Genomic DNA, 12,264 nt, shown 5'->3' on the forward strand with positions numbered 1-12,264 from the left:
ATCAGACCCGTTCGCCGACGTCCCGCCCGGCCGCGAATCGGTGCAGGGCGCCGGTCGCCGCAAGTGCTCGCACGACGATCCAGCCGAGGACCCCGGCGAGGATCGCGCCCGAGATCACCACGGCCACGAAGTAGAGCCCGAGGAACTCGGCCGACTTCTGCAGGTTGCCCGAGAGGAACAGCTCGAGGGTCCACGCGGCGGCTCCGGCCGCCGCACCGGCCAGCGCCGCCGGCAGCACGCCGAAGCGCTTGTAGCCGAACGCCGCGAAGACGAGTTCAGCGCCGAGGCCCTGCGCGAGTCCGGAGTAGATCGTCTCGATGCCCCACTGGTTGCCGATGAGGGCGGACACGACTGCGGCGAGCAGCTCGACGTAGAGCGCCGCGCCGGGCTTGCGGATGATGAGCCCGCCGAGGACGCCGCCGATGAGCCAGATTCCCACGGCGATGCCCCCGAGGCCGGGTGTCACGGCGTCGGCCGCGGAGAACCATGCGTAGCCGATGTTGTTCCAGAACAGGAAGACGAGGCCGGTCGCGACGCCGATGACGCTGGCCACGACGATGTCGACGACCCTCCAGCGGAATCGACGCCCGCCGGAACGCGCGATGGTGGAGGAGGCGGCGGTTGCGTGCACTGTCGTGCCCTTTCTGGTCGATGAAAGAGGCACGGGATTCGAGATCGTTGCCCTCCCTGCGCTGGCATGACCCAGATCAGGTTCGACGGTCGAAGGTTGAGAACCTTCCTCTCAGCCCGGCTCACCGGACTCCCGTGTTCGAGATCGAGTATACGCCGGGCGGAGGTCGCCGATACACGTCACCCGCTCGGGGCGGGATCACAACTCGATGCCCAAGGTCAGCGCTTCAATGCGCGGATGACCGCCTTCAGTGCTTTGCCGGTGACCCAGACGAGCGGCGTGGCGACGAGGAGCAGCCCGATGAGGTTCGGCTCGAAGCGCACGTCGCCGCGACGGCCGACATATGCCCCAAGGGGAATGGAGATGCCGCCCCCACCGCCGCCACTGCCTTGGTCGCCCTTCTGGTCGCTGCCGCCGCCACCGCCGAATCCGTAGTAGCCGAGCGCCACCGGAACGACCTTCGTGCCGTCGATGTCGAGCGTTTCGCCGTAGGAGGTCTTCACCCCGACGCCGGCAACGGTCTCTGCGAGTTCCAGTACGAGTTCAGCCATGCGGGCAACGCTACTCGCGGATGCCGCGGCCTACCACCCCCACCCGGCAGCTGCGGTAGCCGCGTCGTCGTCGCCGCCGTCGCGCGGTCGATCCCGTCGACGCTCGTCGCCTCGCCGCACGAGCGTTGCCGGGCGCACCGCACCCTTGCCGAACCGCGCGGTGACCTCGTCGATCGTTCGCTCGGCGTCACGCCACTCCTCGTCGGGATCCCACAGCAGCGCGCCACTGCCGGAGGCTCGCAGGTGCTCGGCCCGCACGCCGATGAGGCGCACGCGCTCGCCGTCGCCGATGAGTTCGGTGAGCGCGTCGGATGCCTCGTCGTAGATGCGGCGCGCGACATCCGTCGGCTCGCCCAGGGTGCGCGACCGCGTGACGGTGCGGAAGTCGCCGTAGCGCAGCTTCAGCACGACAGTTCGGCCGACGAGCCCGGACTTGCGCAGCCGCACCGCCACGTTGTCGGAGAGGCGCAGGAGCTCGCGGCGGATCTCGACGGGGTCGGTGAGATCGTGGCCGAAGGTGTTCTCGTGGCCGATGCTCTTCTCGACGCGGGTGGTGTGCACGTCGCGCGGGTCGATGCCGTTCGCGAGGCGCTCGAGCCTCGACGCGAGCGCCGGCCCGACGGCCCGTTCGAGCGCGTCGTGGGGCATCGCGGCGACATCGCCGACGGTGCGGAGCCCGAGGCGCAGGAGCGACTCCTCGGTGACCCTTCCGACCCCCCACAACGCCGAGACCGGCAGTGGATGCAGGAACCCGACGGTGTCGGCGGCCGGCACGACGAGCATGCCGTCGGGCTTCGCCCGACTCGAGGCTACCTTCGCGACGTACTTCGTCGCCGCGACGCCGATCGAGCAGGTGAGCCCGGTCTCTGCGCGGACGCGCTCGCGAACGGTCCACGCGATCTCGGCGGGGCTGCCATGCAGGCGCCGAGCGCCCGATACGTCGAGGAACGCCTCATCGATCGAGAGCGGCTCGACGAGCGGCGTGATCTGCTCGAAGATCGTCATGACCTGCTTCGAGTACTTCGCGTAGCTCGCGTAGTCACCGCGGAGCACCACGGCGTTCGGGCAGCGCTGCAGGGCGATCGACATCGGCATCGCGGAATTGACGCCGAACCGGCGTGCCTCGTAGCTCGCCGCCGCCACGACGCCACGGCCGGCGGTGCCGCCGACGAGCACGGGCCTGCCGCGGAGATCGGGTCGCTTCAGGAGTTCGACCGAGACGAAGAAAGCGTCCATGTCGACGTGCAGGATCGGGGTCGCGGAGTCGTCGACCGGACCCGTCGTGACCTGGCGTGACGAGCCGTCCTGCTTGCTCATGCTGCGACCCTAACCCGTGCCGCCGTCATCGAGTCCTTCGCCGGCGCCGTCAACCCGCGGCGGATTCGACCTGTTCAGAATCCGAAGTCGCCGCCTCCGCCGAAGTCGCCGAAGCCGCCTCCGCCGAAGTCACCCCCGCCGCCGTCGAAGCCGCCCGCGTCGGCACCGGCTGCGTCCGCACCGGATGCGTCGGCCGAGCCGGCGTCTGCCGCGGCATCCGTGCCCGCCTCGCCGCCGCCGGCCTCGAGCGAGGACGGGTCGGGAAGGAACGCCTGGGCGATCGCGGATCCGATGACGACACCGGCGATCGTGCCGAGCATGGAGCTGCCGATCATCGCACCCATCGAGGGACCGGCCTGCGCGGAGCGGGCGTTGCCGGTGTTCGCGCCGGCGAATGCCCGCTCCATGGAGCCCGGCGAGCGCACCTCGGCGCGGGTTGCGGCGCGAGCGAGCGCCGCCGGGTCGTCGGAGGCGATGCGCTCTCCGGCCGGTGCCTGCTCGGCGAGGGCGCGATAGACCTCCGCGCGCTGCGCAGGGGTGAGCTTCGCGAACGCCTCGGCGTGCACCGCCTCGATCGACTCGGGCGGAGCCGTGCGCAGCAGGTATCGGTAGCGCTCGACGGCCAGTTCGTCTTCGCTCAGCTGCCGGGCGGGCGGAGCCTGACGCACCGGCGGGGTCTCGCGCTCGTCGGGTGCGCCGAACAGTCGATCCAGGAAGCCCATGGTGTCCTCGTCAATCCTCAGGGGACGACCACTCTACGGTCGCCGGCATTGAACCCGCTGTGAACGGCGTGCAGGGGCGTCAGGATGCCTCGCCCGCGCGCTCGAGCACCAGCTCGCGCACGCGCGCGGCATCCGCCTTGCCGTGCATCGCCTTCATGACCGCCCCGATCACGGCGCCGGCGGCCTGCACCTTGCCGTCGCGGATCTTCGCGAGCACGTCGGGCTGTGACGCGAGCGCCTCGTCGATGGCCGCGACGAGCGCACCGTCGTCGGAGACGACCGCGAGGCCGCGCGCGTCGACGATCTGCTGCGGCGAGCCCTCCCCCGCCGCGACTCCCTCGAGCACCTGCCGGGCGAGCCGGTCGGTGAGCGTGCCGGCGTCGACGAGTGCCGCCAGTTCGGCGACCTGTACGGGAGTCGCGAGCGCCGCGGCATCCGTCTCCTGCGCGTTCGCGAGGCGGGTGAGCTCGCCCGTCCACCACTTGCGCGCTGCCGCGGGCGACGCGCCTGCTGCGACCGTCTCGGCGACCTCGACGAGGAGGCCGCCGTTCACCACGTCCTGGAACTCGAGGTCGGTGAAGCCCCACTCCGCCTTGAGGCGGCGGCGATGGGCGGCGGGCGGCTCGGGAAGGGCCGCACGCAGTTCGTCGATGAGCTCCTTCGACGGCTCGACCGGGAGCAGGTCGGGCTCGGGGAAGTAGCGGTAGTCGTCGGCGTCGGACTTCGGTCGCCCGGCGCTCGTCGTGCCGGTGTCTTCGTGCCAGTGACGCGTCTCCTGCGTGATCGAGCCGCCCTTGGCGAGGATGGCCGCCTGGCGCTGGATCTCGTAGCGCACCGCGCGCTCGATCGACCGCATCGAGTTGACGTTCTTCGTCTCGGTGCGGGTGCCGAGGGGTTCGACAGGCTCACCCACCGGAACACGGCGACGGAGTGACACGTTGGCGTCGCAGCGAAGGTTGCCGCGCTCCATGCGGGCCTCGGAGATGCCGAGCGAGAGCACGATGTCGCGGATCGTCGCCACGTACGCGCGAGCGAGCGCGGGGGCATCCGCTTCGCCGCCGAAGATCGGTCGCGTCACGATCTCGACGAGCGGCACGCCCGCACGGTTGTAGTCGACGAGCGAGTACTCTGCGCCCTGGATGCGGCCGGTCGATCCGCCGACGTGGGTGAGCTTGCCGGCATCCTCCTCCATGTGCGCGCGCTCGATCGGTACCGTGAAGGTGCGGCCGCCGTCGAGCTCGACCTCGACCGAGCCGTCGAAGGCGATCGGCTCGTCGTACTGCGAGATCTGGTAGTTCTTCGCGAGGTCGGGGTAGAAGTAGTTCTTGCGCGCGAACCGGCTCGTGGGAGCGATCGAGCAGCCGAGGGCGAGCCCGAGCGAGATCGAGTGACGCACCGCCTGGCCGTTCACGACGGGCAGTGATCCGGGCAGACCGAGGCACACCGGCGTGATCAGCGTGTTGGGGTCGGCTCCGTGGAACTCGGAGTTCGCCGGGTTCGGCGCCGAGGAGAACATCTTCGTCGTCGTGTTCAGCTCGACGTGCACCTCGAGGCCGATCACCGGCTCGAAGAGCTCGAGCGCATTGTCGAAGTCCATCAGGTCTGCGCGCGCCATCAGAGTGCGCCCTCCTCGGTCGCGGTGAGCTCGTGTCGGGAGAGGTCGGGCGCCCGATCGAGCAGAGGACCGCCCCACTCGGCGAGGAGCAACTGCTCGAGGGCGCCGCCCACGTTGTAGAGTCGGGCGTCCTCGCGCGCGGGCGCGAGGAACTGGATGCCGACGGGCAGCCCGTCTTCGGGTGCGAGCCCGGCGGGCACCGAGATGCCCGGGACGCCCGCGAGGTTCGCCGGGATCGTCGCGACGTCGTTAAGGTACATCGCGAGCGGGTCGTCGAGCTTCTCGCCGAGCTTGAAGGCGGTCGTGGGCGCGGTCGGCGTGGCGAGCACGTCGACGTTCGCGAACGCCGCGTCGAAGTCGCGCTGCACGAGCGTGCGCACCTTCTGCGCGCTGCCGTAGTAGGCGTCGTAGTACCCCGCCGAGAGCGCGTAGGTGCCGAGGATGATGCGGCGCTTGACCTCGGGCCCGAAGCCCGCCTCACGGGTGGCGGCCATGACCTGCTCGACCGTGCCGCCGCCGTCGGGCGTCACCCGCAGGCCGAAGCGCACCGAGTCGAATTTCGCGAGGTTCGAGGACGCCTCGGCGGGCAGGATCAGGTAGTACGCGGCGATCGAATACTCGAAGTGCGGCGCGCTGACCTCGACGATCTCGGCGCCGTTGCGTTCGAGCAGCGCGAGCGCCTCGTGGAAACGCTGTCGCACGCCCGCCTGGAAGCCGTCGGAGTCGAGCTGCTTCACGACGCCGATGCGGAGGCCCGCGACATCCGCCCGCCTGACGGCATCGGCCATGGACGGCCACGGGTCGGCGATCGAGGTGGAGTCGAGGGGGTCATGCCCGGCGATGATGTCGTGCAGCAGCGCCGCGTCGAGCACCGTGCGGGTGACCGGGCCGATCTGGTCGAGCGACGAGGCGAGGGCGATCGAGCCGTAACGGCTCACACCGCCATACGTGGGCTTCACACCCACCGTTCCCGTGACGTGCGCAGGCTGGCGGATCGAACCGCCCGTGTCGCTGCCGAGCGCGAGGGGTGCCTCGAAGGCGGCGACGGATGCCGCGGAGCCGCCGCCGGAACCCCCGGGGATGCGTTCGAGGTCCCACGGGTTGAACGTCGGACCGTAGGCTGAGTGCTCGGTGGAAGAACCCATGGCGAACTCGTCCATGTTGGTCTTGCCGAGCGGGATCATGCCGGCCTCGCGCACTCTGCGCACAGGTGTCGCGTCGTACGGCGGCACCCAGCCCTCGAGGATGCGGGAGCCCGCCGTGGAGGGCATGCCCTCGGTGACGAGCACGTCTTTGACGGCGATCGGCACGCCGGCGAGGGGCCCGAGGGCCTCGCCCGCGGCGCGACGACGGTCGACGTCGGCGGCGGTCTCGATCGCTCGTTCGGCGTCGACGTGGAGGAACGCGTGCACGGCGCCGTCGACGGCGGCGATGCGATCGAGGTGGGCGCGGGTCGTCTCGACCGAAGAGATTTCGCCGGCCGCAAGGCGCTCGCCGAGTGCCGCCGCGGAGAGGCGGATCAGGTGCTCGCTCACTGCTCCTCCCCCAGGATCGCGGACACCACGAAGCGGGAGCCATCGGCCTCGGGAGCACCGGCGAGCGCCTGCTCGTTCGTGAGCGTCGTGCCGACGATGTCTTCGCGGAAGACGTTCTGCATGGGGATCGGGTGGCTGGTCGGCGGCACGTCGGGCGTGGCCACCTCGCTCACCTTCTCGACCGCGTGCATGATCTGGCCGAGCTCGGCCGTGAGGTGCTCGATCTCTTCGTCGGTGAGCGCGATGCGGGCGAGGTTCGCGAGGTGGGCGACCTGCTCCGCACTGATTTCAGGCATGCTGCTCCGTCGTGTCGGGGTGGGGATCACCCGATTCTATCGGGGCTCCGGGGATCACTCGGGTGCCTCTTCGGCGGGCTTGCCGAACAACCCGATGCCGAGCTCGTGGAGCAGCTCGTACGCCTCCGCGTAGGTCTGCGGCTCTGGGTCGTCGGCGCGGCCGAACCTCGCGAGCAGCAGGCCGAGGAGCCCTCGGGCGGGCGGGCTCAGGGGTTTGTCCCTGTGGGCATGCGCCGGGTGCGGTGCCGACGCCTGGGGGTTCGGCGGCAGGAACTGCGGCGTCGTGTGCGGCCAGGTGATCGGTTGCCTCGGCCGGGTGAGATTCACGGCGTTGAACATGTCGTTCGCGCCCGCGTCGCGGCGGGTCAGCGGCTTCAGCCCGTGCAGGCGCGACAGGGTCGCGATGACCGATCCGTGATGCATCTCGTCGTTGATCACGGTGCCGGCCTGCGTGTACGCGGACACGGCGATCGCGGGCACGCGGCATCCGAGCCGGTCGAACTCGAACCCCATCTCGCCCGTCGACTCGGCGTGCGGCGGCGTCGCGGGCGGCGGCGGGACGTGGTCGTATGTGCCACCGTGCTCATCGAAGGTGAGGAGCAGCATCGTGTTCAGCGCGTTCGACCCGTCGGGACTCGCGCTGCGGCGGATCGCCTCGTAGATGTCGTGGATCAGCGCCTCACCGGCGCGGACATCCGACACGGCGCTGTCGACCACCTCCATTCCGTCGACGTCGCTCTCGCGAAGCTTGCCGAACGGTGGATGGAAGTCGTTGTGGTTGTAGGTCATGCGCGGCTCGATGAACGCATACCCGGGGAGGTTGCCGGTTCGTACGTCGTCGTAGAACTGCTGCATCGTCGCGAATCGCTCGGTGCGCCAGTACTTCTGGAGCACCGGCGCGTGGAGCACGCCCGTGAACGAAACGAGCTGGAGGTCGTCGTAGTAGACGCGCCACGTGAGCCCGGCCTCCTCGAGACGGTTGAAGATCGTGGGCGAGGCCTCGGCGTCGAGCCACTTGTCGTAGCCGCCGCCGTGCTTGTTCGTCACGAACCCGTGCGAGGTGGAGGCGTGGAAGAAGGAGCGGTTGCAGAACGTCTGGGACGGCACGGCGCAGTGCCAGTGGTCGTAGACCGCGAAGTTCTTCGCGAGGGTGGAGAGTACGGGCAGCATCTCGGGCGAGAACGATCCCATGATCTGCCGATACTCCTCGGGCGTCGGCGCGGTGCCCTTCTTCAGCCGTTCGAAGTTCACGATGTAGTCGGTGACGAACCCCGACATCGTCGCCTCGGTGTTCGGCGGAGGCGCGTTGTACGGCGCCTGCATGTGCTCGACGAACAGCTCGGCGTTGGTGGGCGGGTCCACGGTGCCGAAGAGCTGGGTATTGACGTGCGGATACTCCTCGCCGGGGTCGGGGTTCGGCCGACCCATGATCTCGTCCGTGGTGCCCTCGTCGTAGACGTGCGCCGGAATGAGTGTGCCGTCGGGCGCCGCGTTCGCGTAGTCGCCGAACGCGAGTCCGTCGAATTGCGCCCCGTTCGGCAGGTCGTCGGGCGCGTACAACCAGCCGAGCAGGTTGTCGAACGACCGGTTCTCAGCCATCACGACGACGAGGTGATCGAAGCCCGCCTTCGCACGGGGCGGGAGTGCGACGAAGTCGTCAGCACCCTCGGCGACGCCCGCGGAGTGGCCCACCGCGGCGCCGACCGCGGCGCCGATGCCGCCGCCCACGACGGCGCCGGCGGCCGCAGCGCCGCCGATCCTCAAGAAGTCGCGCCGAGATGTGCTCGATGGCGATGCTCCCGGCAGTTCCTCGCCGGCGGGCCCACCGTCGCTGTCGGCCGATTCTGGTGGCATCCGTTCCCCTGTCTGCGATCCCGCGCACGACGCTACCGGTCGAGCGCCCCCGGCCCTTCGGTCACGAGTACCGCGAACTGCGCGGCGTCGATGATCCGGATGCCGAGCTCCTCGGCCTTCGTTCGTTTGGATCCTGCACCGGGACCTGCCGCCACGAAGTCGGTCTTCTTCGAGACGCTCGACGCCGCCTTGCCGCCCGCCGTGATGATCGCCTCCTGGGCGCCCTCTCGACTGAAGCCGTCGAGGGACCCGGTGGCGACGACGGTGAGACCTGCGAGCACGCCGCCGGAGTTCGTCGCGCCACCCGGGCCCGGATGGCCCGGGGTCGACCACTGCACGCCCGCCGCCGCCCAGCGGTCGACGATCTCGCGATGCCAGTCGACGCTGAACCATTCGACCAGTGAATCAGCGATGATGCCGCCGACGCCCTCGACCTCGGCGAGTTCGTCGCGAGTCGCTGCCCGGATCGCGTCGAGCGAGCCGAACCAGTCGGCGAGCGCCCGCGCGGCCACCGGGCCGACATGCCGGATGTTGAGGGCGACGAGGAGGCGCCAGAAGGGTCTCGTCTTCGCCTTCCCGAGCTCGGCGACGAGCTTGGTCGCGACCTCCGACGGGAGCGATTCGCGGTAGTCCTTGCGGACACGCGCGCGGCGACGCTCCGCCGCGTCGAGGTGTTCGGTGCCGGGCGGGTACGTGAGCCGCACCTTCTGGAACGGCGCCCGCCGAACGGGCTCGCCGCTGCCCTCGGCGACCTTCGGCTCGCCCGTCTCGGCATCGCGCACGACGACCTCGATCGGCACGAGTTCATCGACGGTGAGTTCGAACAGGCGCGCCTCGGTGCGCAGGGGCGGCACAGCGGGGAAGGACGGCTGCGTGAGTGCTGCGGCCGTGACCTCGCCGAGTGCCTCGATGTCGAGGGCGCTGCGCGAGCCGATGTGGTCGACCCGCCCGCGCACCTGGGCGGGGCAGGACTCCGCATTCGGGCATCGCAGGTCGATGTCGCCCTCCTTCATCGGCCGCAGCGGCGTGCCGCACTCCGGGCAGGACTCCGGCATGTGCCATTCACGTTCGGTGCCGTCGCGCAACTGCTCGACTGCGCCGAGGATCTCGGGGATCACATCGCCTGCCTTGCGCAGCACGACGGTGTCGCCGATGAGCACCCCCTTCGCCTTCACGACGTGCTGGTTGTGCAGCGTCGCCTGGCGCACCGTGCTGCCGGCGACCTTCACCGGCGCCATCACCGCGAACGGCGTGGCCCGGCCGGTGCGGCCTATGCCGACCTGGATGTCGAGCAGTTTCGTGTGCACCTCCTCGGGCGGGTACTTGTAGGCGATCGCCCAGCGGGGCGCACGGCTGGTGGCACCGAGTTCGGCGTGGAGCGCGAGTTCGTCGACCTTGACGACGATGCCGTCGATCTCGTGCTCGACGTCGTGGCGGTGCTCGCCCCAGTGCGCGATGAACTCAGCCACCTCGTCGATGGAGCCGAACACCCGCGTGTACGGCGAGGCCGGCAGGCCCCACGCTGAGAGCAGCGCATAGATGTCGGACTGCCCCTCGACCGACGGGTGCTCCCACGCGCCGATGCCGTGCAGGTACAGCGAGAGCCGGCCGAGCCGTTCGCGCATGAGGTCGAGCTCCGCTCCGCTCTTGTTCTCGCGCCGCTGCCGCAGGCTGCCGGCCGCGGTGTTGCGCGCGTTCGCGAATTCGGCGAACCGGGTCGGGATCGCCTCCTCGGGGCGGCCCTTGGCGCGCTGTGCGGCCGCGAACGAGGCCTGCAGCTCGTGCTGGCGCCGGTTCAGCGCCTCGAAGTCCTCTGTGCTGAGGAACACCTCGCCGCGCACCTCGAAGAACGGCGGGTATCCGGTGCCCGTGAGCCGGCGCGGGATCGCGGGGATCCACGCGACGTTCTCGGTGATGTCCTCGCCCACCCGACCGTCGCCGCGGGTCGTCGCCGTCTCGAGCACGCCGTCGCGGTACGCGAGGCTGATCGCGAGCCCGTCGATCTTGAGCTCGCTGAGCCAGCGCACCGACCGGCCCGCGGCAGCCTGCACCTTCGCGGCCCACTCGCGGAACTCGTCGACCGAGAACACGTTGTCGAGGCTCAGCATCCGCTCGGCGTGCTCGTGCGACGGGAAGCCCGCCGACACGGTCGCCGCTCCGACCTGCTGGGTCGGGCTGTCCTGCCCGGCGAGCTCGGGGAACGCACGCTCCAGGGCCTCGAGCCGGTGGAAGTCGACGTCGTACTCCGCGTCGCTCACGAGGCTCACGCCCTCGGAGTAGTAGGCGGTGCGATGGCGTTCGATCCGTTCGGCGAGTGCATCGGCTTCGGCACGTGCGGACTCGAAATCGGTGGAGATATCGCTCACATGGTCATCCTAGGAGGGACAGCCGACACGACACCGGATGCCTCTGCGGATGCCTCGGACAGGAGCCGGCGGCGCGCTACGCGCCGACCGGCACCGCGCTCACCGTGCGGTCGATCGTGAATTGACCCAGTACGCGGGTACCGACGTAGATGACGGCGGTCTGGCCGGGTGCGACGCCGTCGAGCGGATGCTCCGGGGTGACGACGAGCTCGTCGCCCACGAGCACTGCGACCGCGGAAACCGGGTCGGCGTGCGCGCGGATCTGCACCTCGCACGCGAACGGCACCTGGGGCGAAGCCGGAGGCATTCCCGCCCAGGAGAACCGGGATCCGGCGATCTCGGCAGTCGCGAGCGCCTCCTTCGGGCCCACGACGACGGTGTTCTCCTTCGGACGCACCTCGAGCACGAACCGCGGCCGTCCGTCGGGCGCGGGCGTGCCGATGCGGAGCCCCCGTCGCTGGCCGACGGTGTACGCGTGCGCGCCCTCATGCGAGCCGACGATCGTGCCGTCGCGCTCGACGATCGCGCCCGTCTCGACGCCGACGCGCTCGGCGAGCCAGCCCTTCGTGTCGCCGTCGGGGATGAAGCAGATGTCGTAGGAGTCTGGCTTCTGCGCGACGCTCAGCCCGCGGCGAGCCGCCTCCTCGCGCACGAGCTGCTTCGAGGGCGTGTCGCCGAGCGGGAAGAACGCGTGCGCGAGCTGCTCGGCCGTGAGCACACCGAGCACGTAGCTCTGGTCCTTGGCCTCGGCGCTCGCGCGGTGGAGCTCGCGGTGGCCCGCGGCATCCGTCACGATCTTGGCGTAGTGGCCGGTGGCGACGGCATCGAAGCCGAGCGCGAGCGCCTTCTCGAGCAGGGCCGCGAACTTGATGCGCTCGTTGCAGCGCATGCACGGATTCGGGGTGCGGCCGGCCGAGTACTCGGCCACGAAATCGTCGACGACGTCGGCTTTGAAGCGCTCGGAGAAGTCCCACACGTAGTACGGGATGCCGAGCACGTTCGCGGCGCGCTGGGCGTCCATCGAGTCTTCGATGGTGCAGCAGCCGCGGCTGCCGGTGCGCAGGGTGCCCGGCATGCGGCTGAGCGCCAAGTGCACCCCCACCACGTCATGCCCGGCCTCCACGGCGCGCGCGGCGGCGACGGCGCTGTCGACGCCGCCGCTCATCGCTGCGAGAACCTTCACGCCTTCCAGTGTAGGCAGGCGCGCCTGAGCGGATGCCTCGGACGGCTCTGGATGCCGCAGCGCCCCGCCGCGCGCGATCGCCGCCAGGCTCGCTCCGGGGGTGGTTTCCCGGGCTGCGCAAGGTGGGGCGTGGGTCATGTTGGGCGGGAACCCCCCGCGGGGGGGGGGGGGCGGGGGGGCCCCGCCCGGCCGGG

At 70.4% G+C, this 12,264-nt stretch carries 10 protein-coding genes and 1 riboswitch; all 10 genes read right to left on the reverse strand.

Features of this window, described 5'->3' with window-relative positions; all coding sequences use genetic code 11:
* Nucleotide 1 precedes the first annotated feature (1 nt).
* Nucleotides 2-631: an ECF transporter S component gene (locus tag ACFWN7_RS01660; protein ID WP_376936923.1), complete on the reverse strand. Its 630-nt coding sequence runs from the start codon at nucleotides 629-631 to the stop codon at nucleotides 2-4.
* Between the two features lie 36 nt (nucleotides 632-667).
* Nucleotides 668-777, reverse strand: a riboswitch (TPP riboswitch).
* A 72-nt stretch (nucleotides 778-849) separates the two neighbouring features.
* Nucleotides 850-1,182, reverse strand: coding sequence for a hypothetical protein (locus ACFWN7_RS01665; protein ID WP_376936924.1), 333 nt, complete (start codon nucleotides 1,180-1,182; stop codon nucleotides 850-852).
* Nucleotides 1,183-1,212: 30 nt separating this feature from the next.
* A complete protein-coding gene (locus ACFWN7_RS01670) occupies nucleotides 1,213-2,499 on the reverse strand; it encodes a DNA polymerase IV (protein ID WP_376936925.1) in 1,287 nt (428 codons plus the stop codon).
* Nucleotides 2,500-2,573: 74 nt separating this feature from the next.
* Complete coding sequence (locus tag ACFWN7_RS01675) at nucleotides 2,574-3,221, reverse strand: hypothetical protein (protein ID WP_376936926.1); 648 nt, start codon at nucleotides 3,219-3,221, stop codon at nucleotides 2,574-2,576.
* A 79-nt stretch (nucleotides 3,222-3,300) separates the two neighbouring features.
* Nucleotides 3,301-4,836 carry an Asp-tRNA(Asn)/Glu-tRNA(Gln) amidotransferase subunit GatB gene (gene gatB, locus ACFWN7_RS01680; RefSeq protein WP_376936928.1) on the reverse strand — a complete coding sequence of 512 codons (1,536 nt, stop codon included), beginning with the start codon at nucleotides 4,834-4,836 and terminating at the stop codon, nucleotides 3,301-3,303.
* On the reverse strand, nucleotides 4,836-6,371 hold the full coding sequence (gatA, locus tag ACFWN7_RS01685; protein ID WP_376936929.1) for an Asp-tRNA(Asn)/Glu-tRNA(Gln) amidotransferase subunit GatA: 1,536 nt from the start codon (nucleotides 6,369-6,371) through the stop codon (nucleotides 4,836-4,838). Before gatA ends, gatB begins: the two co-directional genes overlap by 1 nt.
* Nucleotides 6,368-6,667 carry an Asp-tRNA(Asn)/Glu-tRNA(Gln) amidotransferase subunit GatC gene (gatC, locus tag ACFWN7_RS01690; protein WP_376936930.1) on the reverse strand — a complete coding sequence of 100 codons (300 nt, stop codon included), beginning with the start codon at nucleotides 6,665-6,667 and terminating at the stop codon, nucleotides 6,368-6,370. Before gatC ends, gatA begins: the two co-directional genes overlap by 4 nt.
* A 54-nt stretch (nucleotides 6,668-6,721) precedes the next feature.
* Nucleotides 6,722-8,431 (reverse strand): alkaline phosphatase family protein, encoded by a 1,710-nt coding sequence (locus tag ACFWN7_RS01695; RefSeq protein ID WP_376936931.1) that lies wholly within the window; start codon nucleotides 8,429-8,431, stop codon nucleotides 6,722-6,724.
* A 122-nt stretch (nucleotides 8,432-8,553) separates the two neighbouring features.
* The gene (gene ligA / locus ACFWN7_RS01700) at nucleotides 8,554-10,887 is read right to left on the reverse strand and encodes an NAD-dependent DNA ligase LigA (protein ID WP_376936932.1); all 2,334 of its coding nucleotides are present in this window, start codon (nucleotides 10,885-10,887) and stop codon (nucleotides 8,554-8,556) included.
* 76 nt (nucleotides 10,888-10,963) lie between these two features.
* Nucleotides 10,964-12,070 (reverse strand): tRNA 2-thiouridine(34) synthase MnmA, encoded by a 1,107-nt coding sequence (gene mnmA, locus ACFWN7_RS01705; RefSeq protein WP_376936933.1) that lies wholly within the window; start codon nucleotides 12,068-12,070, stop codon nucleotides 10,964-10,966.
* Between the last annotated feature and the right edge of the window lie 194 nt (nucleotides 12,071-12,264).

This window comes from Agromyces sp. NPDC058484 (assembly GCF_042720415.1).
Classification (GTDB): Bacteria; Actinomycetota; Actinomycetes; order Actinomycetales; family Microbacteriaceae; genus Agromyces.

Excerpts from the sequence above, each read along its gene's own strand:
- ACFWN7_RS01675 (WP_376936926.1), bottom strand. The coding sequence starts at position 3,221 with ATGGGCTTCCTGGATCGACTGTTCGGCGCACCCGACGAGCGCGAGACC.
- ACFWN7_RS01670 (WP_376936925.1), bottom strand. The coding sequence starts at position 2,499 with ATGAGCAAGCAGGACGGCTCGTCACGCCAGGTCACGACGGGTCCGGTC.
- gatB (WP_376936928.1), bottom strand. The coding sequence starts at position 4,836 with ATGGCGCGCGCAGACCTGATGGACTTCGACAATGCGCTCGAGCTCTTC.
- ACFWN7_RS01665 (WP_376936924.1), bottom strand. The coding sequence starts at position 1,182 with ATGGCTGAACTCGTACTGGAACTCGCAGAGACCGTTGCCGGCGTCGGG.
- gatC (WP_376936930.1), bottom strand. The coding sequence starts at position 6,667 with ATGCCTGAAATCAGTGCGGAGCAGGTCGCCCACCTCGCGAACCTCGCC.